14 protein-coding genes and 2 tRNA genes are annotated in these 15,925 nt (G+C 39.8%); 10 read left to right on the top strand and 6 right to left on the bottom strand.

Going from position 1 to position 15,925, the window contains the following annotated elements:
* Positions 1 to 18 precede the first annotated feature (18 nt).
* Positions 19 to 95 (top strand) — tRNA-Arg (locus HMPREF3279_RS06640).
* A gap of 192 nt (positions 96 to 287) precedes the next feature.
* Complete coding sequence (locus tag HMPREF3279_RS06635; protein WP_070868614.1) at positions 288 to 1,442, top strand: YadA C-terminal domain-containing protein; 1,155 nt, start codon at positions 288 to 290, stop codon at positions 1,440 to 1,442.
* A 118-nt stretch (positions 1,443 to 1,560) separates the two neighbouring features.
* Here HMPREF3279_RS06635 and HMPREF3279_RS06630 read toward each other — a convergent pair.
* Positions 1,561 to 1,650 (bottom strand) — tRNA-Ser (locus HMPREF3279_RS06630).
* A gap of 124 nt (positions 1,651 to 1,774) precedes the next feature.
* Between HMPREF3279_RS06630 and dauA the strand changes: the two genes are divergently transcribed.
* From dauA to HMPREF3279_RS06600, 6 genes are all read left to right on the top strand, one after another.
* Positions 1,775 to 3,517, top strand: coding sequence for a C4-dicarboxylic acid transporter DauA (gene dauA, locus HMPREF3279_RS06625; protein WP_070583544.1), 1,743 nt, complete (start codon positions 1,775 to 1,777; stop codon positions 3,515 to 3,517).
* 61 nt (positions 3,518 to 3,578) lie between these two features.
* Positions 3,579 to 4,295 (top strand): ribonuclease PH, encoded by a 717-nt coding sequence (gene rph, locus HMPREF3279_RS06620; protein WP_070583542.1) that lies wholly within the window; start codon positions 3,579 to 3,581, stop codon positions 4,293 to 4,295.
* Between the two features lie 9 nt (positions 4,296 to 4,304).
* Positions 4,305 to 4,946, top strand: coding sequence for an orotate phosphoribosyltransferase (gene pyrE, locus HMPREF3279_RS06615; RefSeq protein ID WP_049380142.1), 642 nt, complete (start codon positions 4,305 to 4,307; stop codon positions 4,944 to 4,946).
* A 106-nt stretch (positions 4,947 to 5,052) separates the two neighbouring features.
* Positions 5,053 to 5,919 carry a co-chaperone DjlA gene (gene djlA / locus HMPREF3279_RS06610; RefSeq protein WP_070868613.1) on the top strand — a complete coding sequence of 289 codons (867 nt, stop codon included), beginning with the start codon at positions 5,053 to 5,055 and terminating at the stop codon, positions 5,917 to 5,919.
* Positions 5,919 to 6,851: a tRNA dihydrouridine(16) synthase DusC gene (dusC, locus tag HMPREF3279_RS06605; protein WP_070868612.1), complete on the top strand. Its 933-nt coding sequence runs from the start codon at positions 5,919 to 5,921 to the stop codon at positions 6,849 to 6,851. The genes djlA and dusC overlap by 1 nt, the downstream gene beginning before the upstream one ends.
* 153 nt (positions 6,852 to 7,004) lie before the next feature.
* Positions 7,005 to 7,757 carry a carbonic anhydrase gene (locus HMPREF3279_RS06600; protein WP_070868611.1) on the top strand — a complete coding sequence of 251 codons (753 nt, stop codon included), beginning with the start codon at positions 7,005 to 7,007 and terminating at the stop codon, positions 7,755 to 7,757.
* Positions 7,758 to 7,808: 51 nt separating this feature from the next.
* Here the strand turns inward: HMPREF3279_RS06600 and dapF are convergent, their stop codons facing one another.
* A complete protein-coding gene (dapF, locus tag HMPREF3279_RS06595) occupies positions 7,809 to 8,633 on the bottom strand; it encodes a diaminopimelate epimerase (RefSeq protein WP_070868610.1) in 825 nt (274 codons plus the stop codon).
* Between the two features lie 121 nt (positions 8,634 to 8,754).
* Positions 8,755 to 9,381, bottom strand: a complete 627-nt coding sequence (gene lexA, locus HMPREF3279_RS06590) for a transcriptional repressor LexA (protein ID WP_070868609.1) — start codon at positions 9,379 to 9,381, stop codon at positions 8,755 to 8,757.
* Between the two features lie 218 nt (positions 9,382 to 9,599).
* Here lexA and plsB point away from each other — a divergent pair, with 218 nt between their 5' ends.
* Positions 9,600 to 12,056, top strand: a complete 2,457-nt coding sequence (plsB, locus tag HMPREF3279_RS06585) for a glycerol-3-phosphate 1-O-acyltransferase PlsB (protein ID WP_070868608.1) — start codon at positions 9,600 to 9,602, stop codon at positions 12,054 to 12,056.
* Between the two features lie 60 nt (positions 12,057 to 12,116).
* Here the strand turns inward: plsB and HMPREF3279_RS06580 are convergent, their stop codons facing one another.
* The 3 genes from HMPREF3279_RS06580 to HMPREF3279_RS06570 form a co-directional block, all read right to left on the bottom strand.
* Positions 12,117 to 13,502, bottom strand: coding sequence for a DASS family sodium-coupled anion symporter (locus HMPREF3279_RS06580; protein WP_070591801.1), 1,386 nt, complete (start codon positions 13,500 to 13,502; stop codon positions 12,117 to 12,119).
* Positions 13,503 to 13,665: 163 nt separating this feature from the next.
* Positions 13,666 to 14,166, bottom strand: coding sequence for a ribonuclease E activity regulator RraA (rraA, locus tag HMPREF3279_RS06575; RefSeq protein WP_070591803.1), 501 nt, complete (start codon positions 14,164 to 14,166; stop codon positions 13,666 to 13,668).
* Positions 14,167 to 14,211: 45 nt separating this feature from the next.
* Positions 14,212 to 15,123 (bottom strand): 1,4-dihydroxy-2-naphthoate polyprenyltransferase, encoded by a 912-nt coding sequence (locus HMPREF3279_RS06570; protein ID WP_070591806.1) that lies wholly within the window; start codon positions 15,121 to 15,123, stop codon positions 14,212 to 14,214.
* 61 nt (positions 15,124 to 15,184) lie between these two features.
* On the opposite strand from HMPREF3279_RS06570, the gene tsaA reads away from it, so the two are divergent.
* On the top strand, positions 15,185 to 15,922 hold the full coding sequence (gene tsaA, locus HMPREF3279_RS06565) for a tRNA (N6-threonylcarbamoyladenosine(37)-N6)-methyltransferase TrmO (RefSeq protein ID WP_070868607.1): 738 nt from the start codon (positions 15,185 to 15,187) through the stop codon (positions 15,920 to 15,922).
* Positions 15,923 to 15,925: the final 3 nt, after the last annotated feature.

Raw genomic sequence — 15,925 nt, 5'->3', positions numbered from 1 at the left:
AGATGTAACCCTTAAAATGCGCCCTTAGCTCAGCTGGATAGAGCAACGCCCTTCTAAGGCGTGGGTCAAAGGTTCGAATCCTTTAGGGCGTGCCATTATATACTTTCTCAAGCAAAGCATAAAACTTTACAAAACCATAAGTCATTGTTTTACAATGTAAATGTTTGTAAATTTTCAAGTCAAAATATTTACCAAATTATTTCATACAAGTATTATTCATTTCGTTTCATACCAAATGAAACTTTTATTATATTTCGGATATTTTTTATTTAAAGGAATTAAACCTAATGAAAAAAACACTATTATTTGTATGTTTATTTGGAAGTACATCTCTTGCTTTTGCAGAAGATACCGCTACAAAAACTGAAGTTTATGCTCAGGTAGGAAGACTCGACGATCGTATTACTGAAACTCGTTCAGTTCTTGATAATCGAATTACAAATGAGCGTAAAGAACTTGACGAGCGCATCACAGGTGTCGATGTTCGACTAAATCAAACGGACAAAAATTTAAACGATCGTATTAATGAAACAGATAAAAATCTCAACAACCGCATTAATGACGAAGTGGGGCGTCTTGATGATCGTATCACCAACGCTCAGAAAGATTTAAATAATCGTATTACTGGCGTTGACGAACGTTTAAACCAAACCGATAAAAACTTAAATGATCGCATTAATGAAACAGATGAAAATCTAAATAATCGCATCAATGATGAAGTGGGTCGTTTAGATGGTCGAATTACTGAAGATCGTCGAGCGCTCGATGAACGAATTACCGAAAATCGCAAAGATTTAGATAACCGTATTACGGAAAACCGTAAAGATTTAGATGAACGAATTACGGAGAATCGTAAGGATTTAGATAATCGAATCACCGGTGTAGAAGAACGTGTTACTGATACACAGAAAAATCTAAATAACCTAGATAACCAAGTAAAAAATAACACAAACAATATTCAAACAAACAAAACCGATATTGATGATCTAAAAAATAGAATCAGCCACAATTCTGCAAACAATACTCAGAACACCAAAGCTCTTGCTGATAAAGTAAACAATAATGTGCAAAATATTGCGAATAACGCTTCACGCTTGGATCACATGTCAAATCAAGTTTTGACAAATACGAAAGAGATTTCTGATTTACGTTCTGAAATGACACGTTCCACTGAATCATTACGCTCTGATTTAAAACACAACGTGAAAAAATTACGCGCAGGCATTTCAAGTGCCATTGCATTAACACAAGTCCCCCAAGCAATTACTTCTGGGGAAAGCGTGCTTGGTGTGGGGGCGGGAACTTTCCGCAATGAAAGTGCGCTAGCTGTCGGTTATTCTCGTGCATCTGATAATGGTAAACTGCTATTTAAAATAGGCGGTACTGCAAGTAGCCGTGGTGATTTTGGTGCGGGTGCAGGTGTTGGGATACGTTGGCGCTAACTAAATACTCGTATAAATAACAAAAGCACGCTTAAGGCGTGCTTTTTTATATCCATAAAATATCGAGAATCTATGATTAAAAAAATGATCGGATATTTATAAAGGATTGTAATTTGAATGGCGGTGAGAGGGGGATTCGAACCCCCGATGCACTTTCGCACATACACGCTTTCCAGGCGTGCTCCTTCAACCACTCGGACATCTCACCGTTTTGAAGTGCGTGAAATATAAAGATTTATCCAAGATTAGTCAAGTTTTTTGAGCTAGAACATAAAAAATCCTTTTCCTTTTAGCTAAAATATAAACTATCTTTTTTCTATCATCGTATTTTTATGCATATCAAATCACTCTTTTCTAAAAATGTGTTTTTGGCCGTAAAACCATTTAGCGCATTGAAAGAATCTTTCCGTGAAGGTTACGGAAAACAAAAATTGATTAAAGATATTATCGCGGGTCTCACCGTGGGCGTCATTGCGATTCCACTTTCCATGGCTTTAGCCATTGCTAGCGGTGTGCCACCACAACACGGTCTTTATACCGCTATCATAGCGGGGATCGTAATTGCGTTAACCGGTGGATCGCGTTTTAATATTTCAGGTCCAACCGCCGCATTTGTCGTGATTTTATATCCCGTCACCCAACAATTTGGGCTCAGCGGGTTACTTATGGCAACGCTACTTTCGGGAATTATTTTAGTCATCATGGCGTTGTCTCGATTGGGACGACTAATTGAGTACATTCCTCTCCCCGTTACACTTGGCTTTACCTGCGGGATTGGGATCACCATCGGCACCTTGCAAATCAAAGATTTTTTAGGTTTAGACATTGCCCAGATGCCACCTCACTATATTGAAAAAGTGCAAGCTATTTTGACCGCACTTCCGACGATTAACTGGGCAGACACTGCGGTTGGCGTGATCACCTTATTTGTACTCACCCAATGGCATAAACTTCGTTTACCCGTGCCGGGCCATTTACCTGCGGTCATTATTGGGACACTCATGGCATTAGCCTTAGGACAATTTGGCTTCTCGGTTGAAACCATTGGTACAGCATTCCAATATACCTTATCTGACGGTACAACAGGACATGGTATCCCTAATGTCCTGCCTGAATTTGCCTTACCTTGGAATATTCCTAATGCACAAGGTGAAGTCATCAATTGGAATTTTGATCGCATACAAGATATCTTGCCTGCCGCCTTTTCAATGGCTGTATTAGGCGCGATTGAATCGCTACTTTGTGCGGTCATTTTAGATAATATGACGGATACCAAACATCATTCCAATAATGAATTACTCGCCCAAGGTTTAGGTAATATTATTTCACCATTCTTAGGCGGCATTACGGCAACTGCAGCAATTGCACGTTCTGCAGCCAACGTTAAATCTGGAGCAGTATCGCCAATAGCCAGTGTCATTCATGCACTCTTGGTTTTATTCTCGCTATTATTCTTTGCGAATGCCCTGTCTTATTTGCCACTCTCTTCTATGGCTGCATTGCTATTAATGGTAGCTTGGCATATGGCAAATGTACCTGAAATTATTCGTTTGGCGCGTCGCTCCACAAAAAACGAAATTGCTGTGTTGTTCACTTGCTTAATTCTCACTGTGTTATTTGATATGGTAATTGCCATCTCTGTCGGCGTATTATTAGCGAGTCTCTTATTTATCCGCACCATTGCAGAAATGACAAAAGCGATTGAACAACCTGCACCAGAAGATTTAAATGATGTATTAGCTTATCGTATCAGCGGTCCACTATTCTTTGCTGCGGCGGATAAACTCTTTGCGGATTTGCATGATAAAACCGTCCATACGGATCACGAGATCAAACATATCGTGTTGCAATGCGATGCCGTGACTGTGCTGGATACCGGCGGTATTCATGCACTCACTCATTTTGTACAGCATATGTTGCCACATCAACAAATCTACTTGTGCAATATGCAATTCCAACCACTCAGAATGTTAGTAAAATCTAACTCTGTGCCTGAATTGCAAAAAATTAACTATGGTACAGATTTACAAGATGTGTTTAATAAAATTCGTGAGTTTGAACAAGCAAATCCATAAAACACTAAAAAGCGTGCTAAAATAAGCACGCTTTTTTATCAATAAAATAAAGGAATTCAGAATGCGTCCAAATAATCGTGAAAATCATCAGCCTCGTCCAATTAAAATCACCCGTAATTACACGAAACATGCTGAAGGCTCAGTATTAGTGGAATTTGGTGATACTAAAGTTTTATGTACGGCGAGTGTTGATGAAAACGTACCGCGTTTCTTAAAAGGACAAAATCAAGGTTGGGTGACAGCAGAATATGGCATGTTACCTCGCTCTACACACAGCCGTATGCAACGTGAAGCGGCAAAAGGCAAACAAGGTGGACGCACCATGGAAATTCAACGCTTAATCGCTCGCTCATTACGTGCTATGGTTGACTTAGAGGCTCTTGGCGAACGTTCTATTACCTTAGACTGTGATGTGATTCAAGCGGATGGCGGTACAAGAACAGCCTCCATCACGGGTGCTGCAGTAGCATTATGTGATGCTATCAATGGTTTGATTGCAAATGGCACATTAAAAACCAATCCAATCAAAGGTCTGATTGCTGCAATTTCGGTTGGGATTGTTGAAGGTGAAGCTGTGTGTGATTTGGAATATGTGGAAGATTCAGCCGCCGAAACAGATATGAACGTTGTGATGATGGAAGATGGTCGTATGATCGAAGTACAAGGTACTGCAGAAGGCGAACCATTCAGCCACGAAGAATTACTCACCTTATTGGGCTTAGCAAAACAAGGCTGCGAACAAATCTTCGCTGCACAACGTGAAGCATTAGGTTTATAGGAACAAAAAATGGAAAGCTACAAAATCGAATTTATTAAATTCGCCTTGAGCCGTAACGTGCTTAAATTTGGCGAGTTTGAGCTAAAATCAGGTCGAAAAAGCCCTTATTTTTTTAACGCAGGATTATTTAGCACGGGTGCAGATCTTGCTCGCTTAGGTGAATTCTATGCGAAAGCGATTCAATCAAGTGCGGTCGATTTTGATGTCATTTTTGGTCCTGCCTATAAAGGCATTCCGATTGCGACGAGCGTTTCCATTGCACTATTCAATCAATTTAACCGTGATACACCTGTTTGCTTTAATCGCAAAGAAGCCAAAGATCACGGTGAAGGCGGTAATTTGATCGGTAGCCCATTAACCGGCAATGTGTTGTTAGTCGATGATGTCATTACAGCTGGCACAGCCATTCGTGAGTCCATGGCACTTCTTGAAGCCAATAACGCGAGATTAGCGGCTGTCTTTATTGCATTAAATCGTCAGGAAAAAGGAAAAGGGGAACTTTCTGCCATCCAAGAAGTAGAACGAGACTATCAATGCCAAGTGCTTTCCATTATTGATTTGGATGATTTAATGCAATTTATTGAAAAAGAACCCGATTATCAGCAATATTTACCTGTGATGCGGGCTTATCGTGAAAGTTATGGTGTGTAATTTATTACTTGAAAAATAAGAATAAAGCCATATTAATGTAAGGGCAGACATTAGCGTCTGCCCATTATTGTCAAAAGACCTTTTGACCGCACTTTAGGGGAAAAGAATGTATTTTTTTGGAAAGATTATCGGCGTTTTTCTCGGTTTTAAATGGGGGGGCTTTTTCGGCGCTATCGCTGGACTTATTTTAGGCTCTATCGCAGATAAAAAACTCTATGAGCTTGGTTCGGTTAACTCTAGCTTTTTTAAGAAAAAAACGACCCGACAAGCACTCTTTATGCAAACTACTTTTGCGGTACTTGGGCATTTAAGTAAATCCAAAGGTCGTGTGACGGAAGAAGATATTCAACTGGCGAATCAGTTGATGAACCAGATGCAATTAGATGAGAGCCATCGCAAACTCGCTCAAGAGGCCTTTCGTCGCGGTAAAGAAGCCGATTTCCCTTTACGCCAGGTGATTCGTGAATTCCGCATTGGATGTGGACAACGTGCTGACTTACTGAGAATGTTCTTACACGTGCAAGTGCAGGCTGCCTTTGCTGATTCTCAATTACATGAGTCAGAAAAAGAAGTGCTTTATGTGGTAGCCGAAGAACTTGGTCTTTCCCGTATGCAGTTTGAGCAAATGCTGGCAATGGAAATTGCGGCTCGTCAATTTACCCAAGGTGGATTCTATCGCCAATACCAACAAGGCGGCTATCAACAGCAAGGTGGTTACCAATACCAACAACAAGGCGGATACCAACAATCTTCAGGCCCTACATTAAGCGATGCTTATAAAGTATTGGGCGTGAGTGAAAGTGATGATCGCAATGCGGTAAAACGTGCATATCGTCGTTTAATGAATGAACATCACCCGGATAAATTAGTCGCGAAAGGCTTACCGCCAGAAATGATGGAAATGGCTAAAGAAAAAGCGCAACAAATCCAAGCCGCTTATGATTTAATTTGTAAAGCAAAAGGCTGGAAATAGTGCGCGTTATCCTCGCCCCTATGCAAGGAGTGCTTGATCCTTTTGTTCGCCAGCTTTTAACCGAAGTGAATGAATACGATCTCTGCATCACCGAGTTTGTTCGCGTGGTGGATCAACTCTTACCCGAAAAAGTCTTTTATCGTCTTTGCCCTGAACTCAAAAATCAGGGCTTTACCCCTTCTAAAACACCTGTTCGTGTCCAACTTTTAGGTCAACATCCAAACTGTCTTGCTGAAAATGCTAATCGCGCCATTGAGCTTGGCTCACATGGTATTGATTTAAATTGTGGTTGTCCATCCAAAACCGTTAATGGGAGCAACGGAGGAGCAGCACTTCTCAAACAACCTGAATTAATTTATCAAGCGACTCTAGCCTTACGAAAAACCGTACCTAGTCATTTACCTGTCAGTGTGAAAGTGCGATTAGGTTGGGATTGTACTTCACAAGCGTTTGAAATTGCCGATGCCGTACAACAAGGTGGCGCCACTGAAATCACCATTCACGGAAGGACCAAAGCCGATGGGTATCGTGCCGATCGCATCAATTGGGAGAAAATCGGTGAAGTGAGATCTCGCTTGACGATCCCAGTGATTGCTAATGGTGAAATTTGGCGTTGGGAAGATGGTCAAGCATGTTTGAAAGCGACAGGTTGCGAAGATCTAATGGTCGGGCGTGGGGCATTAAATATCCCAAACTTAAGCCTTGTACTCAAACAAAATTGCAAAAAAATGCCTTGGGTGGATATTCAAAAAATCTTGCAAAAATATGCGAAAATGGAAAATTTCCATGATTCCGGTTTTTATCATGTTGCCCGAATCAAACAATGGCTACGCTATCTCAATAAAGAATATCCTGAAGCGGACATCGTTTTTGAGCGAATTAAAACCAGCAAAACAGCAGAAGATCTGAGAGAACGACTCTGTCAGTGCTAAAAAAGTGCGGTCAGAATAGACGGCTTTTTAGTATTATCCCCACTCGTACGATGAGTGCTTACACTCAAACAAAACTTGACCAAAATCAAAAAGTTATGATACAGAACCAGTAGAATCGATGAGGCATATACCACAAAAAAGGAGAGGCGCCTTATGAAGACTCGTCTATTGCTTTCTAGCTTAATTATCGCATTAAGCGCAACATCATTTGCCCAAACGCATAAAGCGCATTGGTCCTATAATGGTAAAGAAAGCCCTGAACATTGGGGTGATTTGCTCACCGAATATCAAACCTGTAAGCTAGGGAAGGTTCAGTCGCCTGTTAATCTGGAAGCAGATAACGGCATGAAAGTGGCAAATAAACCACTTAAGATGAATTATTTCCCTGCGGCTTATCAAGTAGAGAATAATGGGCATACCGTGCAAGTCAGCGTTGCACAAGAAAATGCGCCATTTATTACGCTCAACAATAAACCATTCTATTTAAAACAATTTCACTTTCACACACCAAGTGAACATACTTTTAAACGCCAACATTATCCTTTAGAAATTCATTTTGTTCATCAAAGTGAAGATAAAGCATTAGCGGTTGTTGCCGTAATGGTCAATGAAGGTGAAGCTAATCCAGCATTAGCACCAGTAATTGAGAAAAAACTCACCGTTGGACAAAAAGAAAAATTGGCTCAACAGATTGATATTAAAGCGCTAATGCCAAAAGAGATGGCTCGCTTCCGCTTAAATGGATCACTCACGACTCCACCTTGTAGTGAAAACGTGGCTTGGACCATTTTTAAATCACCAATTCAAGCAAGCAAAGCACAAATTGCCGCGATAGAAGAAATGGAAGGGAAAAACAACCGTCCAACGCAACCATTAAATCAGCGTGATGTAGAAGTTGAACAATAAATAAAAAATGCGTGGATAATCTCCACGCATTTTTTATTCAGATTAGAAAGATTAAAGGTGAATATTGCCATCATAGATATGAGTCGCATCGCCAGTCATATAAAGCGGTGAGCCTACGCCTTCCCATTCAATAAGTAAGCTACCACCAGGTAGATCGACTTGCACTTTGTTATCAAGTAAACCTTGCATCATCCCAACAGCTGCCGCTGCGCACGCCCCACTGCCACAAGCTTGCGTTTCACCAGCACCACGCTCATATACACGCAACTTAATGTGGTTACGATTGACGACTTGCATAAATCCAGCGTTTACCCTTTCAGGAAAACGTTCGTGGCTTTCTAAGAGTGGACCTAACTCTGCTACATTGGCCGTTTCAATATTGTCCACTTGAACAACGCAATGTGGATTGCCCATTGATACTGCACCACAAAGCACCGTTTGAACATCGGTACGTAAAATATAGTTTTTTTCAAATTTGTTGGCTGTAAAAGGAATTTTATTCGGTTCCCAAATCGGCTCGCCCATATTGACGCGAATTTGCCCATCTTCTTTTACCGTTAAAACCATCTTTCCTTTTTGCGTGCTTACTGCAATATTCTTTTTATTGGTCAACCCTTTTAAGGTGACAAAACGCGCAAAACATCTTGCCCCATTTCCACATTGCGACACTTCACTGCCATCGGCATTAAAAATACGATAATGGAAATCTAAATCTGGATCATAAGGTGGCTCAACGATTAAAAGCTGATCAAAACCAATACCACGATGACGATCGGCTAAGCGTTTAATGGTTTCAGGGGTAAAATAGGCATTTTGAGTCACAGCATCAACAACGACAAAGTCATTGCCAAGGCCATGCATTTTGGAAAACTGCATGTTTCCTTCCTTGATTTGAAAATTTTTTGGCATTATAGAGAGCAATAAGCCGAATGGCAAATAGCCAAAATAGACAAAGTGCGGTCAAAAAACACTTTATTTTATCACCGCACTTTCATCATTACATCCAAGCGTTATTGCGGATAATCCCTACTGCAATACCTTCAATTTCAAAATGAGGTTGTTCTTCAAGATTAACGACAATCGGCTTAAACTCTTCATTTTCTGCATGCAGATAAATAACGGAACCTTTACGTTCTAAGCGTTTTACTGTCACTTCATCTTCAATCCGTGCGACAACAATTTGCCCATTTCGCACATCTTTTGTGCTGTGAACGGCAAGAAGATCACCATCTAAAATGCCGATATCTTTCATAGATTGACCATATACTTTTAATAAAAAGTCAGCTTGTGGTTTGAACATATTAGCATCAACACGATAAGTGCCTTCAATATGTTGCTCAGCCAAAATTGGCTCCCCAGCGGCCACACGACCAATGAGTGGTAAGCCCTCTTCTTCCTCATCATTTGCACTATCATCAATAATGCGAATACCGCGAGAAGCCCCCGCAACAATTTCAATTGCACCTTTGCGGGCAAGTGCTTTTAAGTGTTCTTCTGCCGCATTAGGGGATTTAAAACCTAATTCGCGAGAAATTTCTGCACGAGTAGGCGGCATACCCGTGGTTTCTAAATGGCGTTTTAAGAGTTCCAGCACTTCTTGTTGTCTGGCAGTTAATGGTCTCATATACACTCCTGTTACTTTATACAGAATAACTGTTAGTATATACAGAAAGATGGCGATTGCAACAACTATTTTCTAGTCATAAAAGTGCGGTCAATTTTTTTCATATTTTTGCGTGTTCATCATAAATCTCAAATGTAAATTTTTAGAATTTGACTGGTCGAATGTGTTAAAATGCCTGACAATACCTAGAAATGTCTAACGAAAAGAGAATATTAATTATGTCTGGCATCGTAAGTACTTATCGTAAATTATTAGAATTACCGCTTTCGGTTTTAGTAAAAAATAATCCTATTCCCGCTCAACCCATCGAAGAGCTTCAACTCAATATCAATCAACCTATTCTTTATGTTTTGCCTTATACCTCTCAAACAGACTTCGTGATTTTCCGTCGTAACTGTTTGAGCGTCGGTTTGCCTGATCCAGCTGAAAAGAATGTGATTGATGGCGTAGCATTACCACGTTATGTCTATTTAGACGAAGGTCGCCGCTTTTTTAAATCAAAAGGCGCAAAAGATGAAACAGCCAAAGTCTTCAATAAATATTTAGAGTTGCACCGTGATGTTGCTGATTTAGATGTACAACTGATCCCTGTTTCTGTGCTTTGGGGGCGTTCACCAGGTAAAGAAGATAAAGCAAGCTTACCTAATCTTCGCTTATTAAATGGTCTTCAAAAAACCTTTGCAGCCATCTGGTTTGGACGAGACACCTTTGTACGTTTTTCTCAAGCGCTTTCTTTGCGTTACATGGTAAATGAGCACGGTTCAGATGAAAAAATTGCGCAAAAACTGGCTCGCGTGGCTAAAATGCACTTTGCTAAACAACGTATTTCCGCAACAGGACCTCGTTTGCCAAACCGCGAAGCGATGTTTAATAAACTACTAAATTCCCAAGCGATTCAAAATGCCATTGAAGATGAGGCAAAATCAAAAAATATCAGCCGCGAGAAAGCCTACGCGGAAGCCGAAAAAATTCTTCATGAAATTGCAGCAAATGTAAGTCATTCAAGCCTTCGTGCAGCGGATCGCTTCTTACGATGGTTATGGAACAAACTGTATTCAGGTATTGATGTACAAAATGCGGACCGCGTGCGTAAATTAGCATTAGAAGGACATGAGATTGTTTATGTGCCTTGTCACCGTAGTCACATTGACTATTTATTGCTTTCTTATGTGCTCTATCACCAAGGTCTTGTACCGCCACATATTGCAGCAGGGATCAACTTAAACTTCTGGCCAGCGGGTCCTTTATTCCGTAGCTGGGGGGCATTTTTTATTCGCCGTACCTTTAAAGGTAACCGACTTTACTCTGCGATTTTCCGTGAATATTTAGGGGAATTATTCCACCGCGGTTATTCCGTCGAATACTTCATTGAAGGTGGTCGTTCTCGTACAGGTCGCTTGCTTGCACCGAAAACCGGTATGATGTCAATGACACTACAAGCGCTTCAACATAACCAAACTCGTCCAATTTCTGTGGTGCCAGTATATATCGGTTATGAACACGTATTAGAAGTAGATACTTACGCGAAAGAATTACGTGGTGCCGCAAAAGAAAAAGAAAATGCTGGCTTAGTTTTACGTGTGATTAAAAAATTGCGTAATTTAGGTCAGGGGTTTGTGAATTTCGGTGAACCAATCACGCTTTCCAATTACCTCAATCACCATTATCCAGAATGGAAAGAACAACATCATGAAGATAAGCCACACTGGTTTAACCATGCAGTTGGATCTGTATCTAATCAAGTGATGGTAAATATTAATAAAGCCGCTGCTGTTAATGCGATGAATTTAGTGGGAACTGCCCTCCTCTCTTCTCGTCAGCGTGCACTTTCTCATGAGCAACTATTAGAACAACTCTCTAGTTATCAAGAAATGTTAAAGAATGTACCGTATTCTACTGATGTGGTACTGCCAACTGATACACCAAAAGCGATGCTTGATCATGTATTAAGTTTAGATCGTGTTGGCGTGCTAGTTGAAAAAGATAACTTTGGGGAAATTATTCGTTTAGAACGTAATTCTGCTGTTCTCATGACGTATTACCGCAACAATATTCAACACTTATTTGTGTTGCCTTCACTTGTTGCGAGTATCGTTTTACATTATGAAGCAATCCAAAAAGATTTATTATTGGATGCAGTACGTAAAATTTATCCATTCTTAAAAGGCGAACTCTTCCTTCATTTCACTGAAGAAGAATTAGATACACAAATTAAAGCCATTATTGATGAATTCGCACGTCAAGAAGTTATCCAAGCCAATGATAATTTATTATCTATCCACCGCGCTAAAGTTCGTATTTTACAACTTTGGTCTGCCGGTATGCGTGAAATCTTACAACGTTACTACATCACTGTGAGTATTTTACGTAGAGATCCTGGAATTGCTCGTGGCTTATTAGAAAAAGAAAGCCAATTAGTGGCACAGCGTCTTTCTGTATTACACGGTATTAACGCACCAGAGTTCTTTGATAAAGCGGTATTCTCAGCCTTCATTGCTAACTTAAAAGAAGAAGGTTATTTCGATGATGACAAAGAAAAATTACACGAACTAGCAACAATCTTAGAGCATTTAATTTCTAGCGAGATTTGCTTAACAATCAACGGCGCAGCAGATAAAGCAGATGAAGTTGAGATTGAAGTAGAAGAAGAGGATAAATCAAATAAAGATGAATAATCTTTACTGAAATAATAAAAGGGCGTGTTGAATATCCAACACGCCCTTTTCTTTATATGATTAATTCAACCAGAAATAATATCCTATTGTCGCGATAACGAGTATACACACAATATTTAAGATAAATCCAGCTTTAACCATATCGCTTTGGCGAACCTCACCTGTACCAAATACGATTGCATTTGGCGGTGTCGCCACTGGTAACATGAAGGCACAAGATGCACCTAAACCGATAATTAACGCAAGACCAATTTCCGGCATACCGAGAGATTGTGCGATAGAAATAAAGATTGGTACTAATAACGCCGCACTTGCCGTATTGGAAGTAAATTCAGTTAAGAAAATAATGAAGGTTGCGACCAATAAACCGATGAGGTAGTAATGTTGTCCTTGAACTAAGAATACAATACCGTCAGCTAACACTTTACTTGCGCCCGAATCTTTTAACACCGCACTCAAGGTTAAACCGCCCCCGAAAAGCATCAATACGCCCCAGTCAGTGCTTTCTTGGATTTGTTTCCAATTTGCCACACCGGTTGAACAAATAATGACAGCCGCAAGTAATGCGACGACGCTATCAAAACTACCGATATTTTTAGCAAGACCAAATACACCTGAAATGATTGGATTAATATAACTACTAAATACCCAACAAAGCGCAATAACACCAAAAATGACAAGCGTTAAAACGCGTTGGCCATTCATTTCAATACGTTCAAAGTTTTGTTCAAAATGTAAATTAAGTTTTGGTTTAAAGACAATGAAAAGTGTACCAATCATCAACGGCATCAAAATGAGCATAATTGGTAAACCATACCATAACCAATCAGAGAAGGTTAAATGTAAGTTACTTGCAACGATAGCATTTGGTGGGCTACCCACTAATGTACCCATACCACCAATACTCGCACTATATGCAATCCCTAATAATACGAAGACATAAGTATTATGTTCTTTTTCTTTATCAAGTTTGCTTAAGATCCCCATCGCTAGAGGCAACATCATAGCTGCTGTTGCTGTATTACTCATCCACATAGAAAGGAAAGCGGTAATTGAGAAAAGATACATAATAGCTACAAATAAATTACCACGGGCCATCGCCATGATTTTATTAGCAATCATTTTATCAAGCTTTTGCATATGCAATGCTGTTGCTAAAGCAAATCCACCAAAGAATAAGAAAATAGTTGGATCGGCAAACGCGACTAAAGCTTGCTTAGTTGTCACCAAATCAAGTGCAATCGCAAGTAATGGCACCAACAGAGCGGTTACTGTGACATGCAATGCCTCAGTTAACCAAAGAATCGCCACAAAGGCTAATAATGCTAAACCAGCATTTTCCTTAGGTGCGAAAGGTAAAGATTTTAATAAGATAAAAAAACAGGCTATCGCCAGCAGAAAGATAATCCCACTTTTATAATTTTTAGTTGTGTTTGTTTCGTTCATGAGTCCCTCCAAACTGATTACAAATGAACTATTTTCGATGTTAAATGAATGTTACAAACTTTCAACTAACAAATGTCTAAAATGTGATCTTGTTCAAAAAAATTTTAACAAAAAAAGTGCGGTTATTTCTAACCGCACTTTAAAAAGGTCAATAATTTCAAAATTATTCTTCTTCGACGTCTTCTAAATCTAATGCTTCCTGTGAAAGAATGATACCTGTTAAATCGGCATAAATATAATCTTCAGGGAAGAATGTTACACCACCAAAATTCACAGGAAGATCACTTTCACCATGATTATTTTCATCTGCACCAACTGGAATTGGGGCAAGCGCATGAATACCAATATCAATATTTTCAAGTTGTTGAATTTGACGCACTGCACCATAAACAATGATACCCGCCCAGTCATTATCTGCGGCAAGTTGTGCAAGCTCAGCATCAATTAAAGCACGGCGAACTGCACCACCACCATCTACGACAAGCACTCTGCCTTCTCCATTTTCTTCAAGAATCTTGGCAATTAATCCATTATTTTCAAAACATTTTACTGTCGTCACTTTACCGTAGAAATTGCTGACGCCACCAAAGCTAGAAAAAATTGGCTCAACCACATCTACTTGATCAGCATAAATATCACAAAGTTCTGAAGTATCGATATACATAATATACCCCTTGTCGTTAAAATTTTTTCTCTAGTATAAGCCGATTTAGCCGATAAGCAAGCCTAAACTAAACAAGATATTGATAAATAAAGAAATCATTGACATCTGTGCCAACATCGGACGCAACACTGCGGGCTCTTTGCTGCGATAAACAAATAATGCGTGTTTTAATAACAATGGAAATGCCAATAAAAATAAGAAATGCCAAGGGCTGAATGCTGTTGAGGCCGCAAATAGCACATAACATAAAGCGGCAACGCTTAATAAAATACAATGATAAATACGTCCTTTCTTCGGGCCAATACGCACAACCAGAGTATTTTTCCCTACTTTCGCATCTTGCTCAATATCACGTAAATTATTGATATTTAAAACGGCTGTTGCTAATAAACCTGAGCCTAACGCAGGTAAAATAATTAAGCTATCAATGCTGTGAGTTTGGAGATAATAAGTTCCACCCACACCTAATAGTCCAAAAAAGAGCAAAACAGACAAATCGCCTAAACCTAAATAACCATAAGGTTTCGCGCCTACGGTATAAGTAATGGCAGCAATAATGGCAAGAATACCCAAACCAGCAAAGACCAATAAATCAGTCAGACTTTGATATGCGATACCAATTAAGAATGCGCCGGAGAAAAATGAACCTACCGCCATTAAAATTAAGCCCCATTTAAGCTCATTCGCAGAAATTGCACCTTGCTGAATACCACGTAAAGGTCCAATACGTTCTTCGGTATCTGACCCTTTTTGATGATCGCCGTAATCGTTAGCAAAGTTAGAAAGTACTTGCAATAAAATAGTAGTAAGTAAGCAAAGTAACATTACGGTAAGATTAAAACTCTCTTTATCCGCCCAATATGCCAATGCAGAGCCGGTAAAAATAGAAGCTAATGCCAAAGGCAAGGTTTTTGGGCGAGCGGTTTCCCACCACATTTTCAATTTATGATTTGTCATTTTTTTTGACCGCACTTTTGATTACAATAAAGAGCGTATTTTACACGGAAATTGCCTTTTTATGAATGATTTAACACTGACTCTTCACCCAATTGCGGTGATTCACACCCCTTACAAAGAAAAATTCTCAGTACCACGACAGCCAGATTTAGTACAGGATGGCATTGGTATTGTGGAACTGCTCCCCCCTTATAATTCGCCAGAGGCAGTGAGAGGCTTAGAGCAATTTAGCCATCTTTGGCTTATTTTCCAATTTGACAAAGTGCCCCATGGGAAATGGCAATCCACTGTTCGCCCCCCTCGTTTAGGCGGCAATCAACGTGTCGGCGTATTTGCTTCACGCGCTACGCATCGCCCTAATCCGCTAGGCTTATCCAAAGTAGAATTACGCCAAGTGGAATGTATTCATGGGCGTGTTTTTCTGCATTTGGGTTCCGTGGATCTTGTCGATGGCACACCTATTTTTGATATTAAACCTTATATTGCCTATGCTGATAGCGAGCCTGAGGCAAAATCAAGTTTTGCACAAGAAAAACCACCTGCGAAATTAAGCGTTGAATTTACAGAAATCGCCCAAAGTGCGGTGGAAAAATATCATAAAAATCGACCGCACTTAGCAAGATTCATTACGGAAGTGATCGCACAAGATCCCCGTCCCGCTTATCAACAAGGTAAAGAAACCGATCGTATTTACGGTATTAGTCTGTACGAATTTAATATTAAATGGCGTATTAAAGCAGGGACAATAGATTGTGTCGAAATTCTGGATATCCAAAAATTAAAAGAACAAAAAAGCTGACTT

Source organism: Haemophilus sp. HMSC71H05 (genome assembly GCF_001838635.1).
Taxonomy (GTDB): Bacteria; Pseudomonadota; Gammaproteobacteria; order Enterobacterales; family Pasteurellaceae; genus Haemophilus_D; species Haemophilus_D parainfluenzae_R.
The sequence above is the reverse complement of the archived record's forward strand: the minus strand, read 5'-3'. Positions and strand labels throughout refer to the sequence as shown.

Excerpts from the sequence above, each read along its gene's own strand:
- HMPREF3279_RS06635 (WP_070868614.1), top strand. The coding sequence starts at position 288 with ATGAAAAAAACACTATTATTTGTATGTTTATTTGGAAGTACATCTCTT.
- dauA (WP_070583544.1), top strand. The coding sequence starts at position 1,775 with ATGCATATCAAATCACTCTTTTCTAAAAATGTGTTTTTGGCCGTAAAA.
- rph (WP_070583542.1), top strand. The coding sequence starts at position 3,579 with ATGCGTCCAAATAATCGTGAAAATCATCAGCCTCGTCCAATTAAAATC.
- pyrE (WP_049380142.1), top strand. The coding sequence starts at position 4,305 with ATGGAAAGCTACAAAATCGAATTTATTAAATTCGCCTTGAGCCGTAAC.
- djlA (WP_070868613.1), top strand. The coding sequence starts at position 5,053 with ATGTATTTTTTTGGAAAGATTATCGGCGTTTTTCTCGGTTTTAAATGG.
- HMPREF3279_RS06600 (WP_070868611.1), top strand. The coding sequence starts at position 7,005 with ATGAAGACTCGTCTATTGCTTTCTAGCTTAATTATCGCATTAAGCGCA.
- dapF (WP_070868610.1), bottom strand. The coding sequence starts at position 8,633 with ATGCAGTTTTCCAAAATGCATGGCCTTGGCAATGACTTTGTCGTTGTT.
- lexA (WP_070868609.1), bottom strand. The coding sequence starts at position 9,381 with ATGAGACCATTAACTGCCAGACAACAAGAAGTGCTGGAACTCTTAAAA.
- plsB (WP_070868608.1), top strand. The coding sequence starts at position 9,600 with ATGTCTGGCATCGTAAGTACTTATCGTAAATTATTAGAATTACCGCTT.
- HMPREF3279_RS06580 (WP_070591801.1), bottom strand. The coding sequence starts at position 13,502 with ATGAACGAAACAAACACAACTAAAAATTATAAAAGTGGGATTATCTTT.
- rraA (WP_070591803.1), bottom strand. The coding sequence starts at position 14,166 with ATGTATATCGATACTTCAGAACTTTGTGATATTTATGCTGATCAAGTA.
- HMPREF3279_RS06570 (WP_070591806.1), bottom strand. The coding sequence starts at position 15,123 with ATGACAAATCATAAATTGAAAATGTGGTGGGAAACCGCTCGCCCAAAA.
- tsaA (WP_070868607.1), top strand. The coding sequence starts at position 15,185 with ATGAATGATTTAACACTGACTCTTCACCCAATTGCGGTGATTCACACC.